The organism is Streptomyces spiralis, assembly GCF_014654675.1.
GTDB classification, from domain to species: Bacteria; Actinomycetota; Actinomycetes; order Streptomycetales; family Streptomycetaceae; genus Streptomyces; species Streptomyces spiralis.
On the sequence record NZ_BNBC01000044.1, the window covers coordinates 1,789 to 20,379 of the forward strand.

Sequence of the window (18,591 nt, forward strand, 5' to 3'; positions counted from 1 at the left end):
CGGCCGCCGCTCTGCGACCGCGGCCACCGCCGGTACGGGTGATGCGCATTCCACTACTCCTTGTTCCAGTGGGGAACGGGGACCTCAGGAATCCGACCGCCGAGGTACGACGGTCCGGACCTGCCCTCTCGGATCGAGCAGCGGCCAGCCCACAGCACTCGACGTGCGGTGAAAAGGTGCTGGTCAACGGTGTGGCAATGGGTACAGAGGGAAGGGCCGTTGGTGGTTTTCGTCCACACGGGAGAGAGCCCCGGTCACCCGTGGGACCGCTCCCACGCGGCATGTCCGGAAGACTCCTTGCTGCCGGGCCAGGTGTCAAGAGTTGAAAACGGCGTTGTTGCGCAAGCGTGTTCCGCGCGTCACGTGAATGTGTCGCACGACGGGGCGTAACCACCCCGTCATCGGCCCGCCTCATGCCTGATTCACGCTGGTCACCGACGGGTTGGCCACGGAAGCCGCAGCTCCGCGCCGGGCGCCGGGGCGGTGGCCGGATTTTTTTGGGTCAGAATGAAGCGGCCCGCCACGAAGCACCGGAAGGTGAACGATGACCGCTGCCGAACTGCCGCAGCCGCACAGGACCGCGGACGTCCGGCGCCCGACCCTGAACGCCGTCGCCGCCCGCGCCGGCGTCGGCCGCGGCACGGCCTCCCGGGTGATCAACGGCTCGCCCAAGGTCAGCGCCCGTTCCCGGGCGGCCGTGGAGCAGGCGATCGCCGAACTCGGCTACGTTCCCAACCGCGCGGCCCGCTCCCTGGTCACCCGCCGCACCGACTCGGTGGCCCTGGTCGTCCCCGACGCCGAGACCCGGCTCTTCTCCGAGCCGTACTTCTCGGAGATCATCCGGGGGGTCTCCGCCGGACTCGCCGGTGCCGGGATGCAGTTGCTGCTGGTGCTGGCGCGGGACGCGACCGAGTACGCCCGGCTCGCGACCTATCTGTCCGCACAGCGGGTGGACGGGGTGCTGATGATGGCCGTCCACAGCGACGACACGCTGCCCGACCGGCTGGAGGAACTCGCCGTGCCGACCGTGCTGGCCGGACGGCGCAGCGCCGCCGAGCCGCTCGGGCACGTCCGCGCGGACAACGCGGGCGGCGCCCGGGTCGCGGTCGAGCATCTGCTGGCTGGCGGCCGCCGGGCCATCGGCACCATCACGGGACCGCTGGACATGGACGTGGCCCGGGCCCGGCTCGACGGCTACCGCGAGGCGCTCCGGGACGCGGGCCTCACCGCCGACGAGGACCTGATCGCGCCCGGTGACTTCACGGAGGAGGGCGGGCGCGCGGCCATGCGCGGACTCCTGCGCCGGCGCCCCGGCCTCGACGCCGTCTTCGCCGCCTCCGACGTGATGGCCTCGGGCGCGGTGCTGGAACTGCGCGCCGCGGGTCTGCGGGTGCCGCACGACGTCGCCGTCGTCGGCTTCGACGACTCGATCGTGGCCCGGCACGTCGACCCCCCGCTGACCAGCGTCCGCCAGCCGCTCCAGGAGATGGGCCGCACCATGGCGAACCTCCTTCTCGACGAAATCACCCACCGCGGCACCGGCCACCGCGAAGTGATCCTGCCGACGGAACTGGTGGTACGGGAGTCGGCGTAGCGGGGGCCGGCGGGTCCACCGAGCGGGCTGAGCGGGCTGAGCGGAGGCTTCCGGTCCGGGCGTCCTTCGTGGCACCCCCCCTATTGGTGTGGGAGCGCTCCCATGCATAATGGGGCCCACTCGACTCGTGGGAGCGATTCCATGCCCGAACCGATGACCGTGTCCTTCCCTCCCGCCTTCCTCTGGGGCGCGGCGACGTCCGCGTACCAGATCGAGGGTGCGGTGCGGGAGGACGGCCGTACCCCCTCGATCTGGGACACCTTCAGCCATACGCCCGGCAGGACGGCCGGCGGCGACACCGGAGACGTCGCCGTCGACCACTACCACCGCTACCGCGACGACGTGGCCCTGATGGCGGAGCTGGGCCTGAACGCCTACCGCTTCTCGGTCTCCTGGCCGCGGGTGCAGCCCACCGGCCGGGGTCCCGCCGTGCAGGTGGGCCTGGACTTCTACCGCCGGCTGGTCGACGAGCTGCTGTCCCACGGGATCAAACCGGCGCTCACCCTCTACCACTGGGACCTGCCGCAGGAGCTGGAGGACGCGGGCGGCTGGCCCGAGCGGGACACCGCGCTGCGCTTCGCGGAGTACGCGCAGCTCGTCGGCGAGGCGCTCGGCGACCGCGTGGAGCAGTGGACCACGCTCAACGAGCCGTGGTGCAGCGCCTTCCTGGGCTACAGCTCCGGGGTGCACGCGCCCGGCCGGACCGAGCCGCAGGCCGCGCTGCGCGCGGCCCACCACCTGAACCTCGCGCACGGGTTGGCCATGCAGGCGCTGCGCTCGGTGCTGCCCGCCCGCGCCTCGGTCGCCGTCAGCCTCAACTCCCAGGTGATCCGGCCGCTGTCGCAGGACCCGGCGGACCTCGCGGCGGCACAGCGGATCGACGACCTGGCCAACGGCGTCTTCCACGGCCCGATGCTCCAGGGGGCGTACCCGGCGACGCTGCTGGAGGCCACCTCGTCGGTCACCGACTGGTCGTTCGTCCTCGACAAGGACCTCGCGGACATCAAGCAGCCGTTGGACGCGCTCGGCCTCAACTACTACACGCCCGTGCTGGTTTCCTCGCCCGAGAGGGCGCCCGAGGGCCCGCGCGCGGACGGCCACGGCACGAGCGAGCACTCGCCGTGGCCGGGCTCGGACGACGTGGCGTTCCACCAGACGCCGGGCGACCGCACGGAGATGGGCTGGACGATCGACCCGGACGGGCTGCACGAGCTGATCATGCGCTACAGCCGTCTGGCACCGGGGGTGCCGCTGTACGTCACGGAGAACGGCGCGGCCTACCCCGACAAGGTGGACGGCGACGGCCGCGTGCACGACCCGGAGCGCATCGCCTACCTGCACGCCCACCTGGCGACGGTCCACCGCGCCCTCGCGGACGGCGCGGACGTGCGCGGCTACTACCTGTGGTCCCTGATGGACAACTTCGAGTGGGCCTACGGCTACGCCAAGCGGTTCGGCGCGATCTACGTCGACTACGAGACGCTCGAGCGGACTCCGAAGTCCAGCGCCCACTGGTACGGGAAGGCGGCCCGCAGCGGGCAGCTTCCGCCGGTGGACGCTCTCTGACCAGGCGGGGCACCGAAGGAACTCCGGGGGTGGGGGAGGAACCCCCGGCGGGGGAAAGTGCGGGGCGCGGCACGCGGAAGCACTAGGGGAGTGCCGCGCCCCACGGGGGTCGTGCCCGGTCGGGCGCGATCAGTTGAAGGCGCCGAACGCCTTGGAGAAGGCGAACGGGTCCTGGGTGATGGAGCTGCAGGTGGCGTCGGCGGTGGGCTTGGTGCCGCCGGAGCACTGCTTGTCGCGGGTGGCGGACCACATGGACAGCCAGCCGAGCCCCTTGGACTTGGCGAAGTTCACCAGCTGGGTGGCGTCGTCGACCTTGAAGACCTCCGAGGAGACGTCGTTGACGCCGATCATCGGGGTGACGGCGACCGCCTTCCAGGCGGCGCTGTCGGACAGGCCGAGGACGCTCTTGATCTGGGCCTGGGTGGCGGTGGCGGCCTGCTCGGCGTAGGTGCCCATGTCGCCGCTGTAGGAGGCGCCGTAGTCCATCGCCATGATGTTGACGGTGGAGATCTTCACGCCGTTGGACTTGGCGTTCGCCAGCAGGTTCACGCCGTCCTGGGTCAGGCCCTCGGGCATGACGGGCAGGGTGAAGGAGACGTCCAGGCCCGGGTGCTGCTGCTGGAGCTTGGCGATGGCCTGGGCGCGGCGGGTGTTGGCGGCCGTGTTGGGCAGCGCGCCGCCCTCGACGTCGAAGTCGACCTTGGTGAGCTTGAACTGGTCCACGGCCTTGCCGTACGCCGCCGCCAGCGCGTCCGCCGAGGAGCAGGTGGTGGCCAGCTCCGAGCCGGAGGCGCCGCCGAAGGACACGCGCACGTCGCCGCCCTTGGCGCGCAGCGCGCCGATCTGGGACGCCACGCCGTCGCTGCCGAGGTCGGTGACGCCGCCCCACTTCGGGGTGCAGCCGCCGCCGTCGGTGACGAAGGCGAGGTTGTAGTTCTTCACCCCGGTCGCGTCCGCGCTCTTCAGCAGGTCGAAGGCCGGGTAGAGGGAGGTGTCGACGTAGGGCGCGAAGCCGGCGGAGGTGGTGGTGCCGGTGCCGGTGCTCTGGGACGGCGTGGGGGTCGGCGTCGGCGTGGAGCTCTTGGTGGGGGTGGGAGTCGGCGTCGGGGTCGGGGTCGCGGACTGGGTGGGCCGGCCGCTGGGTTCGGGGGTGGCGCCGTCGTCGGCGGAGCACGCGGTGTCGTCGATACGGCACCCGGTGGGGTCGCCGGTGCCGTTGACGACGAAGCCGACGGTGACCGACTTGCCCGGGGCGAGCCCGGCGGTGTCCCACTTGGCGGGCTTCACGGTGACGTGCTGCCCGCTGACGCCGGCCTCACCGTTCCACAGCGAGCCGAGCTTCGCGCCCGCCGGCAGGTCGAACTCCAGCGTCCAGTCCTTCTCGGTCTGGCCGCTGTTGTTGGTGACGACGTACTGCGCGGTGTAGCCGGTCGACCAGTCGCTGGTCCTGGTGTACGCGGCTCCGACCCCGGCCGCCTGCGCGGTGGCGGTGAACACGAGCGCCCCGCCACCGATCGCGGCGGCCGCCACCAGACCGCCTATCGCCTTGTTCCTGCCACTGATCCTGCGCCGGTGCGTGCTCATGCGCGTGCCTGCCTTCGCTGTTCACTGGGGGTGAGATGCGGCAGCACGCTAGCGGCCCGGAAAGGGACGAACCGCTTGATACGGGCGGCAGTTGAGGATCTTAGGGTGCGCTTAAGGAAGGGATCGGGGACGGTTAAAGGTGGAGACCAGCCTGCCCGACCGGCGTCTTCGTACGGCCCCTCGGCGCGTCCTGCCCGCCGGCCTGCGCCCGGCCGGCTGGAACCAGATGCGCACCTCGGTCCCGCCCAGCACCGAGGCGCCGATCCGGACGTCGCCGCCGGTGGACTCCGCCAGGCGCCGCACGATGTCCAGGCCGAGCCCGGTGGATCCGTCGCTCCCGGATCCGCTTCCGCGCAGCATGGCCTCCTCCGGGTCGGGTATGCCGGGGCCCGCGTCGGAGACGAGCACGATCACGGCGTCGTCGCCGTTGTGCACGTCGACCGCGAAGGCCGTGCCCTCGGGGGTGTGCCGGAACACGTTGCCGAGCAGGGCGTCCAGTGCGGCGGCGAGGTCGGCGCGGGCCACGGGTGTGCGCACCGGCCGGTCGACCCCGGCCACGCGCCACTTGCGCCCCTCGTCCTCGGCCAGCGCGGACCAGAACTCCATCCGCTCCCGCACCACCTCGGCCGCATCGCAGCCCGCGCCCGGACCGGCGGCCGCCGTCTGCGGCTTGGCCTCGCGGGCGGTGCGGATGATGGTGTCCACCTCGCGCTCGAGCTGGGCGACCGCGGCCCGGGTCTGCTCGGCGGCCGGCCCCTCTCCGAGGGAGGCGGCGTTCAGCCGCAGCACGGTCAGGGGGGTGCGCAGCCGGTGGGACAGGTCGGCCGCCAGCTCCCGCTCGTTCGCCAGGAGTTGGACGACCTGGTCGGCCATGGAGTTGAACGCGACCGCCGCCAGCCGCAGTTCGGTCGGTCCCTCCTCGGGCACCCTGGCCCCCAGCCGGCCCTCCCCCAGTTCGTGCGCGCCCTCGACGAGCCGCTGCGCGGGCCGCACCATCCGCACGCCGAGCCGGTCGGCGACGGCGACCGAGCCGACGACGAGCGCGGCACCGACGCCGGCGAGCACCGCCCAGGCCGTGCCGACGCCGTTGGTGACCTCGGCCTCGGGGACGTAGACCTCGACGACCGCGATGGCGCCGGAGCTGAGTGCGACCGGCTGGAGCAGGGTGGATCCGCCGGGCACCTCGGTGGTGGAGGCGCGGCCCATCCTCCGCACGGTGGCGATGTCCGCGTCGGCGGCGTGGCGGCGGCCGATGTCGACGGCCGGCTTGCCGTCGGCCGCCGGTATGTGCACGGCCATCTGCGCGTCCGAGCCGGCCGAGGCGACGACCCGCTCCAGCTGGTCGCGCTCGGTGGTGATGGACAGAGCGGGCGCGACGGCCGCGGCCTGGCGCTCGGCGTTGGAGAAGGCGCGGTCGCGGGCCATCTCCTTGATGACCAGTCCCAGCGGGACCGCGAAGGCGACCACGACCATCGTGGTGACCGCCAGACAGACCTTGACCAGTGCCCATCTCATCGCGCCGGCTCCGCTCCGGGCGGCTCCAGCTTGACGCCCACACCCCGCAGGGTGTGCAGATAGCGGGGCCGGGCGGCGGTCTCGCCCAGCTTCCGCCGCAGCCAGGACAGATGCACGTCGATGGTCTGGTCGTCGCCGTACGCCTGCTGCCACACCTCGGCCAGCAACTCCTTGCGCGGGACGACCACACCGGGCCGCCGGGCCAGGAAGGCGAGCAGGTCGAACTCGCGCCGGGTGAGGTCCAGTCGTACGCCGTCCAGCTCGGCCTGGCGGCGCAGCGGGTCGACGGTCAGGCCGCCGACGCTCAGCACGGTGGACGGCGCGGCCTCGGCGGCGCCGGAGCGGGCCCGGCGCAGCACGGCTGCCATGCGCGCCGACAGGTGCTCGACGGAGAACGGCTTCGTCAGGTAGTCGTCCGCCCCGGCGTTGAGCAGCCGGACGATCTCCGCCTCGTCGTCGCGGGCGGTGGCGATGATGACAGGGACGTCGGTGATGCCGCGCAGCATCTTCAGCGCCTCGGAGCCGTCCAGATCGGGCAGTCCGAGGTCCAGGACGACCACGTCGAAGCGGATATGGGCGACCTCGCGCAGCGCCTCCAGTGCCGTGCCGACGCTGCGCACTGTGTGCGAGGCGTCGGTCAGATGCCGGATGAGCGCCGAGCGCACGAACTGGTCGTCCTCGACCACGAGCACACTTGCCATGCGCCGCACCGTACGCCATGCGGACCGGTCCGGTGCGGGCCTGTGGACAACTCCGCACCGCTCCGAACGGCCTGTGGACGAACCCGGCGAACTCCTGTGGACAAACTCACCCCGGCCCTCCGCCGGCGACACGGGTGGGACGGGTGAGGCACTATGGCCGCGATGCACAGAGGACTCGTACACGTACTGGCGTGGTCGCTCGCGACGAGCGCGGCGGTCACGCTGTCGTGGTGGGGTGTTCACACGGTGATGGCGGGCACCGCATACGACCCGCCGCGCGCCCTGCCCATCACGGCGGCCGGGGCGACCACGCCGGAGTCGGCGCCGCTCGCCTCCTCCACCTACCGGCCGGCCCCGTCGCCGAGCGCGTCGCGGCGGCCGAGCGAGTCGCCGCGCACCCCGGCAGCCCCCAGCGCCTCGAAACCGGCGCCCGCCGCCGGCCCCGCGAGCCCCTCCCCCACCGCCTCCGGCCGTGTCAAGGGCTACAACACGGCGGGCGGGCGGGCGGTCTTCGACCTCGGCACCGCCTCGGCGACCCTGGTCTCCGCGACCCCGGGAACGGGCTGGTCGATGCAGGTGTGGAAGACGGAGAGCTGGATCCGGGTGGAGTTCACCTCGGGCACGAACCGGGTGTCGGTCTTCTGCACCTGGCACGACGGGCCGCCGCACGTGGAGGTCGGCAACTACTAGAGCCGGTCGGTCCGTCGGAGCCGTCCGGTCCGTTTCGTGGCGGTGCTCAGCGGAAGACGGACGGCGGCGGGGCCGGTGAGGCGACCGCGGCGGCGTCGGTGACGGGGAGGGCCCCGCCGGTGAAGTCGGTGAGGGCACGGCCGTGTTCGACGCGGCCCGGGTGCGGGTCGGACGCGGCGCGGCGGGTCAGTTCCGCGACCGGCAGCGGGAGGTCGCCGGCGACGAGCACCGCGTTGCCGAAGCGCTTGCCGCGCAGCACGGTCGGGTCGGCGACCAGCGCGAGTTCCCCGAACCGGGCGGCGGCGGTGGCGATCTGGCCGCGGACGTGGGCCAGTGGCGGGCCGTCGGCGAGGTTGGCGGCGTAGAGTCCGCCGGGCTTCAGGGCCCTGCGCACCTCGTCGAGGAACTCCGTCGAGGTGAGGTGGGCGGGCGTACGGGCGCCGCTGAACACGTCCGCGACGATCAGGTCGGCCCAGCCGTCCGGCACCTTGGCGAGCCCCGCCCGGGCGTCCACCGACCGCACCCGGATCCGGGCGCCCGCGTCCAGCGGCAGTGCGCGGCGCACAAGTTGGACGAGGGCCGCGTCCCGCTCGACGATCTGCTGGGTGGAGCGGGGCCGGGTGGCCGCGACGTACCGGGCGAGCGTGAACGCGCCTCCGCCGAGGTGCACGGCGTGGATCGGCTTCCCCGCGGGCGCGGCGAGATCGATGACGTGCCCGAGCCGCCGCTGGTACTCGAAGGACAGATACGCCGGGTCGTCGAGGTCGACGTACGACTGCGGTGCCCCGTCGATCAGCAGGGTCCAGCCCCGTGCCCGCTCCCGGTCGGGTATCAGCTCGGCCAGCCCGCCGTCGACCTGCTCGACGACGGCCTCGGCGGCTCCGCGTTCACGGCGCGGGTTCCTGGACCTTCCCATGGGGCCATTGTCGCAAGCGGCGGCGGGCCGCACGCGCGGGCGCCGGTCACGCCGATCGGCCGGTCACACCGGTCGGTCCGTCACGCCGGTCAGCCGGTCCCATCGGGCCGTGCCCGAGCGCTCCGCCCGCGGCATCCGCGCCGCCGGGAGTGTCAGCTGCAGCTGTCCGCCGCCTCGATCATCCGCGCCGCCTCGCCCAGGGCGCGCCGGAGCACGGCGGGGTCCGTCGCGAGATCGGCCTCCCCGGGCGGCACCAGCCAGTCCGAGCCCTCCACCGGCGGCTCGGGGGCGAACCGCAGTCCGCGGCCGTCCGTCCTCGTGCAGGTGCTCCCCGGGACGTCCCAGCCCGCGGCCGTGCCCGCCGGGACCACGAAGCCCAGCGTGCCCCCGCCGTCGTCGTGCAGTACGGGCCCCACGGCGTCCGCCGCCCCGCGGCGCAGGATGTCGACGGCCTCCAAGCCCTGCCGTGACGGCACCGTCACCAGGTCGCACCCGGCCCCGGTCGCCGCCGTCGGCGGCATCGGTGACGTCGGTGACGGCGCGCAGGAATCAACGCTCCCGTTGGTCTGCATCCCGGCCTCCACCACGCGTACCCCTCCTCGTGAGCGAGCGGGTCGGGAGCCGGTGGCTCCCGGTCCACCGGGTCCAACGCGGCAACGCGTCAACGGCTACGGACAAAGTCAGCCGCAAAGGATGGCAGTTCATGGCAGATCGTGGATGAGATATCCGGTTTGTAGCCAAACGCTGCGTGGCGGGCCGGACACAGCAGGTACGTTCTTGCTCGCCGGAAACAGGGTGCCACTCGGGTAAGTCGGACAACTCATCCTGTATTCGGCATGGTTCGACGGTTCGCACGAGAGGGCCCGGCCATGGCGTCGTCAACGGTGACCTCGTCTCAGTCTTCCCGGCCACCGCGGCCGAATCTCGCCTTCAGGCGGCTGCGCGGACACCGCTCGCCGGCCGAGTTCGCCGCGGCGGTGCGGCGGGCCGCCCGCGAGATCGGTGAGCGGGTCAGCTGTGATGCGCGCTACATCGGCCGGGTCGAGGCGGGCGAGATCCGCTGCCCCAACTACGCCTACGAGCGGGTGTTCCTGCACATGTTCCCCGGCCGGACACTCACCGACCTGGGGTTCGCGCCCCGCTCGGCCGTCCGTGGGCGCGCGGCGCGCGTGCCGGCGGACGACCCGCCCCGCCCGCGGGTCACGAGCCAGGAACGCGCCCCGCGTGAAACGCCGGGGGCGTCCCACCCGTATCACCCGTACGAGGAGCACAACCCGTACGGCACGCAGCACCCGTACGGCAGTGATGACTCGTACGGCACGCAGGACCCGCATCACCACCCGCACGACCTGTACCACCAAGACCCGTACCACCCGCAGGACCCGTACCACCCGCACGAAGACCACGAGGAGAGCGACGTGCTGCGTCGCGCATTCATGACCCGCGGGGGCGCCACGGTGGCCGCCGCCTCGCTGGGCCCCCTGGGGCTCGCCTTCGACGCCTCGGCCGCGGACCGTCCCGTCCGCCGCGCCGGGGCGAGCGACGCGGGCGCCCTCGAAGAGGCCGTCCGCAGAATCCGGTTGCTCGACGACCGGCACGGCGCGGACGGTCTCTACCGGCGCGCGGCGGCTCCGCTGCGCGCCGCCTACGCGCTGCTCGACGCGGGCGCGACCCGGCAGGCCACCGCGGACCGGCTGCACTCGGGCGCCGGTGAACTGGCCATCTCGGTGGGCTGGCTGGCGCACGACTCCGGTCGCTTCGACGACGCCCGCTCGCACTACGCGGAGGCGCTGGCCACCGCGCGCATGACCTCGGACCCCGCCCTGGAGGCGCACGCGTTCTGCAACACGGCGTTCCTCGCGCGGGACGCGGGGCGGCCACGGGAGGCGGTGCGCGCCGCGCAGGCCGCCCAGCGCGTCGCGCGCGGGCTGGGTTCGGCGCGGCTGATGTCGCTGCTGGCGCTGCGCGAGGCGGGCGGCTGGGCGGGGCTCGCCGACCGCACCGGCTGCGCGCAGGCACTCACCCGCGCGCAGGCGCTGTACGACCGCGGCGCCTCGGACGCCGACCCGGAGTGGATGAGCTTCTACGGCGAGGCCGAACTCCAGGGGCTGGAGGCGCAGTGCTGGTCCACGCTCGGCGACTGGGAGCGGGCGGCACGGCACGCGCGGCAGGCCGCACGGCTGCAGGACCCCCACTTCACCCGGAACATCGCGCTGTACACGGCCGAGCTGGCCGACGACCTCGCGCGCGGGGGACGTCCCGACGAGGCGGCGGCCGCCGGAATCCGGGTCCTGGACCTCCTGGACCAGGTCCAGTCCTCCCGCATCCAGACGATGCTGGCGGGAACGGCCCGGGTACTGCTGCCGCACCGGCGGGCCAGCGGGGTGTCGGAGTTCCTGGAGAGGCACGCGAGCACACCACGGTCCTAGGGGGTGTCTCGTTGATCAGGCTGGGCTCGCGGCGCCTGGCACCGCACCCTGATCCGCCCTGATCGACGAGACACCCCCTTGCGCGATCGGCCGCAGGCGGCACGGGTGGGCGCGGCGGCAACCTCCCAGCGGGGCGAGCGCACCCACCCACCCGCAGTGCCCACGGGCACCGGTCGTTACGCGACCAGGTGGCCCAGATCGTTCCAGTTCTCGATCGCCGGCTCCCCGTACGCCCACCCCAGCACCGACAGCGACGTCGGATTGAGCCGTATCCGCGCCGCGAAGTCCAGGGGCAGCCCGAGCCAGCGCGCCCCGATCGACCGCAGGATGTGCCCGTGGGCGAAGACCAGCACGTCACGGTCCTCGGCCCGGGCCCAGGCCACCACCTCGTCCGCGCGGGCGGTCACCTCGGCGAGCGTCTCTCCGCCGGGGACGCCGTCGCGCCAGATGAGCCAGCCCGGCCGCTCGTCGTGGATCTGCTGCGGCGTGAGTCCCTCGTAGGCGCCGTAGTCCCACTCCATGAGCGCGTCCCAGCGCGTCGCACGGTCGCCGAAGCCGGCCAGTTCGCACGTCTCCCGCGCGCGGGACAGCGGGCTGGTGCGGACCTCGACGCCGGGCAGGCCGTCGAAGGGCGGCCGGTGCAGCCGCTCGCCGAGGAGCTTGGCGCCGCGTCGGCCCTCCTCCAGGAGGGGGACGTCGGTCCTGCCGGTGTGCTTGCCGGACAGCGACCACTCCGTCTGTCCGTGCCGGGCCAGCAGGATGCGCGGTGCCATGGGGAACCTTCCGGGAAATAGTGCGATCTTCAGACGGAACCCCTCCATCATCGCGCACCCTGTGCGGGAGCAACCCGAGGGTCGATCTCTGCGTCTTTGAGTGCCGGGGTGCCCCATGAGGGCGGGCGCATACACCGTAAAGTGGCACGACCGGCCGGACACCACCGGAGATCACCGGGAGCCGCAGCACCGACAAGAGCGATGAGAACGGGGAGGGGCATCGGATGCCGCAGACCGAGGCACCGGCACCGCGCACGGAGGCGGCCCCGCGAACCCGGCTTCGCTGGTGGACGGAACTGCCGCTGATCCTGCTGGTGTACGGCTGCTACTCGGCGGGCCGGCTGCTGGCCCGCGGTGACGTCTCCAGCGCCGTCGACCACGGACTGGCGATCCTGCGCCTGGAGAAGCTGCTGCGGCTCAACGCCGAGCACCCTCTCAACCGCCTGTTCACGCGCGAGCCCTGGCTCGGCGTCCCGGCCGACTTCTGGTACGCCTCTCTGCACTACGTGGTGACACCCGCGATCCTGGTGTGGCTGTTCCGGGCGCGCAGCGCGCACTACCGCGCGGCCCGCACCTGGCTGATGGCGTCCACCTTCATGGGACTGATCGGCTTCACGCTGCTGCCGACCTGCCCGCCCCGGCTGCTCTCCCCGGACCACGGCTTCGTGGACACCATGGCCCACTACAGCTCGTACGGCTGGTGGGGCGGCGAGGCCAGCGCACCGCGCGGCATGGGCGGCATGACGAACCAGTACGCGGCCATGCCGAGCCTGCACGTGGGCTGGGCGCTGTGGTGCGGGATCATGCTGTGGCGCCACGGCGGCACGCGCTGGGCGAAGACGGCCGGGGTCGCCTATCCGCTGCTGACCACGCTGGTGGTGATGGGCACCGCGAACCACTACTTCCTGGACGCGGTGGCGGGCGTGGCCGTGATGGGCGTCGGAGTGCTGCTCGCGCCGTACCTGATGCGGGGCATGGACCGGGCCCGGGCGGCGCTGGCGGCCCGCGTCCCGGCCGTCGCGGGGCGCACGAGCGCCGCGGGTTCCCCGATTGTCAGTGGCGGATGCCAGACTTCGGCGGGTGAGCGAATTCCACGGCAGCGCGAAGCACGGTTCGGTTCCGGAGCCGAGCCGGGTGCCTCCTCCCAGGACGCGGGGGACGGGGCTCCGGCACCGGCTCGCTGAGCTGCGCGGCCCCGGCGTGCCGGCGCGGGCGCTGGACGCCCGCGCGCTGGCGGCGCTGGCCGCGAACCCGGGCTGCAGGCGGCGCGCGATCCTGGACGGCGCGGGCGTGGACAAGGCGGCGCTGGCGGACGCGCTGGGGTCGCCTTCGGCGTTCGGCCAGTCCCAGTTCGCCTTCATGCGGGGCAACGCGTTCGAGGCGCGGGTCAAGGCCGACGGCGGTGCGGAGCTGCTGCGGCTGGCGCACCAGCGGCTGGACCCGGGCGCTGAGCCGCCGCGTCAGGCCCGGGTTCCGGACCTGACCGCCGCGGGCCCCGAGGGACGCGCGGAGCGTACGGCGATGGCGCTGCGCGAGGCGACGGCGGCGGGCGGCTGGACGCTGCTGGACCACCCGATGCTCGCCCTGGAGGTGGCCGGCTCCCCCGCCTACCTGGAGCCGGACGCGGTGGCGGTGCACCCGGACGGCAGCTGGACGGTCGTGGAGATCAAGTCGTTCCCGATGCTGGACGGCTCCGCGGACCCGGCGAAGGTCGGCGCGGCGGCACGTCAGGCCGCGGTGTACGTACTGGCGCTGGAGGACGTCGCCGCCCGGATCGCCCGAGATGTCCCGGCCCAGGACGACGCTCCGGACGGGGCGCCCGCCCCGCGTGTGCGGCACCGGGTGCTGCTGGTGTGCCCCAAGGACTTCTCCAACCTGCCCACCGCCTCCGCCGTGGACGTACGCAAACAGCGCGCGGTGACCGCCCGCCAGCTGGCGCGCCTGACCCGCATCCAGGACATCGCCGACACGCTCCCCGAGGGAGTGTGCTTCTCCCCCGAGCTGCCCGCCGAGGAGCTGACGGCCGCGGTCGAGGCGGTCCCGGCGACCTACGCGCCCGAGTGCCTGGCCGCCTGCGAGCTGGCCTTCCACTGCCGGGCACACTCCCGCGCCCAGGGCGCCGTGACCGCCCTGGGCCGCTCGGTCCGCGCCGAGCTGGGCGGCCTGACCACGGTGGAGGACGTCCTGGCGGCGGCGCACGGCGAGGCCGGCGACCCCGACGACCCGGCGGTGGCCGCCCTGCGCAGGGCGGCGCGGCTGCGGGCGGAGGCGCTGAGCGGCCACCAGGACGCACTCGGCGGCCACCCGGCCCACCGTGACCACGCCCACGGGGACCACCGGGAGGCGGTGTGTCGCTGATCGCCACCCTCGCCCGGCTGGAGGCCGTGCGGGCCGGGCACGCCCAGCCCGCCGCGACCGTCCGCCACCGGCATGTCGCCGAGCGTCCGCTGGTGTTCGTGCCGCTCACCACCGCCGGTGAGGCCGGCGCCCCGCTGGGCGCGCTGATCGGCACCGACCGGGACGCGCCCCGGCTGCTGGCCGTGCCGCAGCCGCGCGACCGGGACCTCAGGTTCGCGTTCCTGGCCGAACTGGCCGATGTGATCCTTCCGTACATCGACTCCTACGCCGACACCGTGGAGGCCGCCGAGCGCAGCGAGACCGACCCGGAGACCGGCAAGCGGGTCAAGGTCGAGGTCGAACTCTGCGCGGACGCGCCCCAGCTGATCGTGCCGAGCCGCGCGGGCATCGACTTCGTACGGCTGCTCGGACGCTCCATGCGGTTCCGGCGCACCGCCGAACAGGATCCCGAGGCCCCGCACCCGGCGCCGCCGAGGGTGCCGCTGCTGGGACGGTGGCTGACCCACTTCGGGGAGCGGGCCCGGGTGCCCGGCTCCTCGCTGCTGCTGGCGCTGAGCGAGGTGCTGGCCCGGCACTGGACCACCGGCCAGTCCAGCCTGGAGGACCAGCACCTGGGGGCGCTGCTGGCGTGGATCGCCCCGCCGGAGGGCGTCTCGGGCGCGGAGGCGGCGCTGCGTGCGGAGCTCGCCCGGGACGCGGCCGGCCAGCTGGAGTGCCCGCCCGCGGGCCCGGCCACCGACCCGGCGTTCGACAACAAGCTGCTCGCCCCCGCCATCGAGCGCTACGACCGCGCCCGTACCGCGCTCGCCGCGGCCGAGGACGGCCTGGAGGCGGACGACCGGCTCGGCGCCCTCACCGCGGCCGAGCAGCACATCCGGGCGCTCGTCGAACAGTGCACGCGCCCCACGTGGGAGAAGGTCTGGGACGGGCTGGACCTGCTGCGGACGCTGCCCGAGGGCGCGCACGTGGCGGAGCGCTGGACGCGCGACCGCTGGTCGTTCACCGGTCACCGCGACCGGGTGCTGGCCGGCGAACCGCCGCAGCCGCGCCGCGACGACGCGGTGACCGCCGCGAACAAGCTGGCCACCCGCGAGCGCGAGCAGGCCCGCCTGGACGCCCAGGAGGCGCTGGACGACCCGCTGGTCATGGCGGGTCGGCGGCTGGCCGGGGAGGCGTTCGCGGGCGAGGTGACCGATGTGGCCATGGCGTACAGCGAGGGCAGGCGGCCCAGCCCGCGCCCGCTGGTCACCGTGCGCACGGACGACCGGCCGCACCTGGGCGAGCGGGCCCGGGCGTACCGCTCGCTGGGCGGGAAGCCGCAGTCGGCGGAGTTCGTCGGCTTCGCGGAGGACGGCGCTCCGGAGGAAGGCGGTCCCGAGGCAGGCGGGTCGCTGATCGTGCTGCGGATCCTCGACAAGATGGGGCGCGGCAAGGAGCCCGAGGCCGGTTCCGTGCCGGAGAAGGGCGACCACCTGTGCTTCACGCTGTTCGAGCACGAGCAGCGCGGCGGGGCGAAGCTGCCCGACCCCGAGCAGACCCCGTGGACGCACGGCGGGCCGCCGGGCGAGGAGAGCGTGCGGGAGACCCCTGACCCGGTGACCGAGGAGGACGTGCTGTGACCGCCCCCGCCCACCCCGCCCGGGAGATCCCGGACAGCGCCGCCTTCGATCCGGGGACGGCGGCCGCCCGCGCCACCGAGGCGATCCTGCGCGACACCCTGCACGGCCCGCACCGCGGTGTCGTCGTCGACTCCCCGCCGGGAGCGGGCAAGTCGACGCTCGTCGTCCGCGCGGCGCTGGAGCTGGCCGAGGCCGGGCGGCCGCTGATGGTGGTCGCGCAGACCAACGCGCAGGTCGACGACCTGGTGGTGCGGCTGGCGGAGAAGAACCCCGAACTGCCGGTGGGCCGGCTGCACAGCAGCGACACCGACCCCTACGACAAGGCCCTCGACGACCTGCCGAACGTACGGAAGTCGGCGAAAGCGGCCGATCTCGCCGGTCTGGACGTCGTGCTGTCCACGGCCGCGAAGTGGGCGCATGTGAAGGTCGACGAGCCGTGGCGGCACGCGATCGTCGACGAGGCGTACCAGATGCGCTCCGACGCGCTGCTCGCCGTGGCCGGGCTGTTCGAGCGGGCGCTGTTCGTGGGCGATCCCGGTCAGCTGGACCCGTTCTCGATCGTGGGCGGCGAGCAGTGGGCGGGGCTGTCGTACGACCCGTCGGCCTCCGCGGTGACCACCCTGCTGGCCCACAACCCCGAGCTGCCCCAGCACCGGCTGCCGGTGTCGTGGCGGCTTCCGGCGTCGGCGGCGCCGCTGGTCTCGGACGCGTTCTACCCGTACACGCCGTTCCGCAGCGGCACCGGGCCCGGTGACCGGCGGCTCACCTTCGCGGTGCCCTCGGACGGCTCGGGCCCCGACCGGGTGATCGACGAGGCCGCCGAGTCGGGCTGGGGCCTGCTGGAGCTGCCCGCGCGGCACACTCCGCGCACGGACCCCGAGGCCGTGCGGGCGGTGGCGGCGGTCGTGGCGCGGCTGCTGGAGCGCGGCGGGGCCGCCGTCTCGGAGCGGTCCCCGGACCCGGCCCCGCTGGCCGCCGACCGGATCGCCGTCGGCACCGCGCACCGGGACCAGGCGGCCGCCGTACGGGCGGCGCTGGCGGACCTCGGTGTCACGAACGTCACAGTGGACACGGCGAACCGGCTCCAGGGCCGGGAGTTCGACGTCACGGTGGTCCTCCACCCGCTCTCCGGCCGCCCCGACGCCACCGCCTTCCACCTGGAGACCGGCCGTCTGTGCGTCCTGGCCTCCCGCCACCGGCACGCGTGCATCGTGATCTGCCGCGCGGGAGTCGGCGAACTCCTGGACGACCACCCCTCCACGGAACCCGTCCAGCTGGGCGTCACGGTGAAGTTTCCCGACGGCTGGGAAGCCAATCACGCGGTACTGGCCCGACTGCGGGAACATCGAGTGGGGTGGGCGCCTTGAGAATCTCTGCGCCTTGAGAACCCCTGCCTCTGGGCCTTGAGAACCTCCGGGGTGGGTAGGAACTGCCTCTGTCCGGTCCGCCGGGTTCCGTGTGATCCCCGGGACGGGCAGGCGCCGTGAGGCGACCGCCCTCTTGCGTGGGCGCGGGACAATGGAGGGTGGCCCCGTAAGAGGTGGCACCGATCCGAACCGTACGAGGAGGACACGAGATGGCGGAGCCCGAGCCGCGTCGGAACGAGCCGCGGCTACGCCCCGCGCCCCTGATCTTCGAGCCCGCCGAGGCCGCCGCCGACCCCGAGCACTTCTTCGACCTGGAGTCGATAGAGGACCCCCGGGCGCTGCTGGCGCGCGCGACGGAGCTGACGCTCGCGTTCCGCGCGGCGGCCGACCGTGCCGTGGAGTTCCAGGCGATCGCGGCGGCGCAGCTCGCCGACCCGCGGCGGTTCGACCGGCTGAGCCCGGCGGACATCGCCGAGCGGGCGGAGTGGACCGAGGACTATGCCAAGAAGATGGTCGAGTTCGGGCGGGACCTGCTGCGCGGGGCCGAGGGGCTGCACGCCAATCCCGCCGACCCCGTCTGACGCTTCGCCGCCGTCCGGAGCTTCCTCGCCGTCCGGAGCTTCCTCGCCGTCCGGTGCTTTCTCACCGTCCGGCGCCTCCCCGCCTCGATGCGCTGGCATATGCCAGGCGGGCAAGATACTCCTTGCCTTCCCCTTCTGTCCCGGTTTCCGGCAACCCTGAGAAAGTGCCCACTCACGGTGGGTAGACGTATCCGACATGAGCCGCACTGGGAAGCAACCGCTCGCCGACCGCCTCGACCTCACGGCAGGCCGCCCTTCCGACGCCTCCGGCGTCACCGTGGACGGCGCGACCTGGCTCGCCTCGGCCGGCCCGTACCCCCGCAGCACGCTCGCGTTGTGGCGGGAGCGGCCGGACGCGCCGGTCGTGCTGCCCTGCGGCGCCGCCTTCGACGTGGTCAGCGCACCGGCGATCTTCGGCCGCCGGATGCTGGACCGGCTGTGGGAGGAGGGCCCGGGGACGGGCCCGGTGGCCGTCCACCGGGGGCGGATGCTGCTGTTCGCCGCCCCGGGCACCGCGCAGCGGCTGCCGTCGCTGCTGGAGTGGGAGGAGTGGGGATCCCGGGGCCGTCAGGACGGCTCCGGGCGCGCCGGCGGCGTTCCCCCGCTGCTGTGCCACGGCAACGGCGACGCGGTGACCGTGCCGGCCCCGGTCGGCGGCCCTGGGCTCATGCGGTCCGCGTCCCGCTGGCTGGTCGCCCCGGACACCCGCCACCCGTGGCTGCCCGGCCCGGAGATCCTGCACTGGGCGGCCGTGCGGGCGGCCCGCGCGGCCGTACGGATTTCGATTTTTCCTCCCGCCGACCAGGATGCTAATGTCTACGACGTCAGCAGGCGCCGCTAGCTCAGTTGGTTAGAGCAGCTGACTCTTAATCAGCGGGTCCGGGGTTCGAGTCCCTGG

General features: G+C 73.7%; 16 protein-coding genes and 1 tRNA gene. 11 read left to right on the plus strand and 6 right to left on the minus strand.

The genetic code is table 11. The features are described 5' to 3' along the window. Nucleotides 1-544 precede the first annotated feature (544 nt). Nucleotides 545-1,594 (plus strand): LacI family DNA-binding transcriptional regulator, encoded by a 1,050-nt coding sequence (locus IE318_RS33820; RefSeq protein WP_189906505.1) that lies wholly within the window; start codon nt 545-547, stop codon nt 1,592-1,594. A gap of 141 nt (nt 1,595-1,735) precedes the next feature. Next, nucleotides 1,736-3,160, plus strand: a complete 1,425-nt coding sequence (locus IE318_RS33825) for a GH1 family beta-glucosidase (protein ID WP_189906507.1) — start codon at nt 1,736-1,738, stop codon at nt 3,158-3,160. A gap of 129 nt (nt 3,161-3,289) precedes the next feature. On the opposite strand, the gene IE318_RS33830 is transcribed toward IE318_RS33825, so the two are convergent. From IE318_RS33830 to IE318_RS33840, 3 genes are all read right to left on the minus strand, one after another. Further along, a complete protein-coding gene (locus tag IE318_RS33830) occupies nt 3,290-4,744 on the minus strand; it encodes a glycoside hydrolase family 18 protein (RefSeq protein WP_189906509.1) in 1,455 nt (484 codons plus the stop codon). 111 nt (nt 4,745-4,855) lie between these two features. Then, a complete protein-coding gene (locus IE318_RS33835; protein ID WP_030185612.1) occupies nt 4,856-6,259 on the minus strand; it encodes a sensor histidine kinase in 1,404 nt (467 codons plus the stop codon). Next, complete coding sequence (locus IE318_RS33840) at nt 6,256-6,960, minus strand: response regulator transcription factor (protein WP_030185615.1); 705 nt, start codon at nt 6,958-6,960, stop codon at nt 6,256-6,258. The genes IE318_RS33835 and IE318_RS33840 overlap by 4 nt, the downstream gene beginning before the upstream one ends. A 162-nt stretch (nt 6,961-7,122) precedes the next feature. On the opposite strand from IE318_RS33840, the gene IE318_RS33845 reads away from it, so the two are divergent. Further along, complete coding sequence (locus IE318_RS33845) at nt 7,123-7,650, plus strand: RAD23 family protein (protein WP_189906511.1); 528 nt, start codon at nt 7,123-7,125, stop codon at nt 7,648-7,650. 46 nt (nt 7,651-7,696) lie between these two features. On the opposite strand, the gene IE318_RS33850 is transcribed toward IE318_RS33845, so the two are convergent. Together IE318_RS33850 and IE318_RS33855 are read right to left on the minus strand one after the other, a co-directional pair. Beyond that, nucleotides 7,697-8,566 carry a spermidine synthase gene (locus tag IE318_RS33850; RefSeq protein ID WP_189906513.1) on the minus strand — a complete coding sequence of 290 codons (870 nt, stop codon included), beginning with the start codon at nt 8,564-8,566 and terminating at the stop codon, nt 7,697-7,699. A 152-nt stretch (nt 8,567-8,718) separates the two neighbouring features. Further along, a complete protein-coding gene (locus IE318_RS33855) occupies nt 8,719-9,138 on the minus strand; it encodes a hypothetical protein (RefSeq protein ID WP_189906515.1) in 420 nt (139 codons plus the stop codon). Between the two features lie 297 nt (nt 9,139-9,435). Here IE318_RS33855 and IE318_RS33860 point away from each other — a divergent pair, with 297 nt between their 5' ends. Further along, nucleotides 9,436-10,995, plus strand: coding sequence for an NsdA family TPR-like regulatory protein (locus tag IE318_RS33860; protein ID WP_189906517.1), 1,560 nt, complete (start codon nt 9,436-9,438; stop codon nt 10,993-10,995). Between the two features lie 176 nt (nt 10,996-11,171). Here the strand turns inward: IE318_RS33860 and IE318_RS33865 are convergent, their stop codons facing one another. Next, nucleotides 11,172-11,768, minus strand: a complete 597-nt coding sequence (locus tag IE318_RS33865; RefSeq protein WP_189906518.1) for a histidine phosphatase family protein — start codon at nt 11,766-11,768, stop codon at nt 11,172-11,174. A 224-nt stretch (nt 11,769-11,992) separates the two neighbouring features. On the opposite strand from IE318_RS33865, the gene IE318_RS33870 reads away from it, so the two are divergent. The 7 genes from IE318_RS33870 (at nt 11,993) to IE318_RS33900 (ending at nt 18,591) form a co-directional block, all read left to right on the plus strand. Further along, nucleotides 11,993-12,952 carry a phosphatase PAP2 family protein gene (locus IE318_RS33870; protein WP_189906520.1) on the plus strand — a complete coding sequence of 320 codons (960 nt, stop codon included), beginning with the start codon at nt 11,993-11,995 and terminating at the stop codon, nt 12,950-12,952. Then, nucleotides 12,903-14,126, plus strand: a complete 1,224-nt coding sequence (locus IE318_RS33875; RefSeq protein ID WP_229903924.1) for a hypothetical protein — start codon at nt 12,903-12,905, stop codon at nt 14,124-14,126. Before IE318_RS33870 ends, IE318_RS33875 begins: the two co-directional genes overlap by 50 nt. Continuing rightward, entirely contained in the window at nt 14,117-15,745 is a 1,629-nt protein-coding gene (locus IE318_RS33880) for a hypothetical protein (protein ID WP_189906522.1), read from the plus strand. Before IE318_RS33875 ends, IE318_RS33880 begins: the two co-directional genes overlap by 10 nt. Next, on the plus strand, nt 15,742-17,112 hold the full coding sequence (locus IE318_RS33885; RefSeq protein WP_229903925.1) for an AAA family ATPase: 1,371 nt from the start codon (nt 15,742-15,744) through the stop codon (nt 17,110-17,112). Before IE318_RS33880 ends, IE318_RS33885 begins: the two co-directional genes overlap by 4 nt. 209 nt (nt 17,113-17,321) lie before the next feature. After that, nucleotides 17,322-17,693: a DUF8844 domain-containing protein gene (locus tag IE318_RS33890; RefSeq protein WP_030185640.1), complete on the plus strand. Its 372-nt coding sequence runs from the start codon at nt 17,322-17,324 to the stop codon at nt 17,691-17,693. A 196-nt stretch (nt 17,694-17,889) separates the two neighbouring features. Beyond that, the gene (locus IE318_RS33895) at nt 17,890-18,534 is read left to right on the plus strand and encodes a bifunctional DNA primase/polymerase (RefSeq protein WP_189906524.1); all 645 of its coding nucleotides are present in this window, start codon (nt 17,890-17,892) and stop codon (nt 18,532-18,534) included. Then, nucleotides 18,532-18,591 (plus strand) — tRNA-Lys (locus IE318_RS33900). Before IE318_RS33895 ends, IE318_RS33900 begins: the two co-directional genes overlap by 3 nt.

Bases quoted from the DNA above. Each gene is read 5' to 3' on its own strand.
- IE318_RS33820 (WP_189906505.1), top strand. From the start codon at position 545: ATGACCGCTGCCGAACTGCCGCAGCCGCACAGGACCGCGGACGTCCGG.
- IE318_RS33825 (WP_189906507.1), top strand. From the start codon at position 1,736: ATGCCCGAACCGATGACCGTGTCCTTCCCTCCCGCCTTCCTCTGGGGC.
- IE318_RS33830 (WP_189906509.1), bottom strand. From the start codon at position 4,744: ATGAGCACGCACCGGCGCAGGATCAGTGGCAGGAACAAGGCGATAGGC.
- IE318_RS33835 (WP_030185612.1), bottom strand. From the start codon at position 6,259: ATGAGATGGGCACTGGTCAAGGTCTGTCTGGCGGTCACCACGATGGTC.
- IE318_RS33840 (WP_030185615.1), bottom strand. From the start codon at position 6,960: ATGGCAAGTGTGCTCGTGGTCGAGGACGACCAGTTCGTGCGCTCGGCG.
- IE318_RS33845 (WP_189906511.1), top strand. From the start codon at position 7,123: ATGCACAGAGGACTCGTACACGTACTGGCGTGGTCGCTCGCGACGAGC.
- IE318_RS33850 (WP_189906513.1), bottom strand. From the start codon at position 8,566: ATGGGAAGGTCCAGGAACCCGCGCCGTGAACGCGGAGCCGCCGAGGCC.
- IE318_RS33855 (WP_189906515.1), bottom strand. From the start codon at position 9,138: ATGCAGACCAACGGGAGCGTTGATTCCTGCGCGCCGTCACCGACGTCA.
- IE318_RS33860 (WP_189906517.1), top strand. From the start codon at position 9,436: ATGGCGTCGTCAACGGTGACCTCGTCTCAGTCTTCCCGGCCACCGCGG.
- IE318_RS33865 (WP_189906518.1), bottom strand. From the start codon at position 11,768: ATGGCACCGCGCATCCTGCTGGCCCGGCACGGACAGACGGAGTGGTCG.
- IE318_RS33870 (WP_189906520.1), top strand. From the start codon at position 11,993: ATGCCGCAGACCGAGGCACCGGCACCGCGCACGGAGGCGGCCCCGCGA.
- IE318_RS33890 (WP_030185640.1), top strand. From the start codon at position 17,322: ATGGCGGAGCCCGAGCCGCGTCGGAACGAGCCGCGGCTACGCCCCGCG.
- IE318_RS33895 (WP_189906524.1), top strand. From the start codon at position 17,890: ATGAGCCGCACTGGGAAGCAACCGCTCGCCGACCGCCTCGACCTCACG.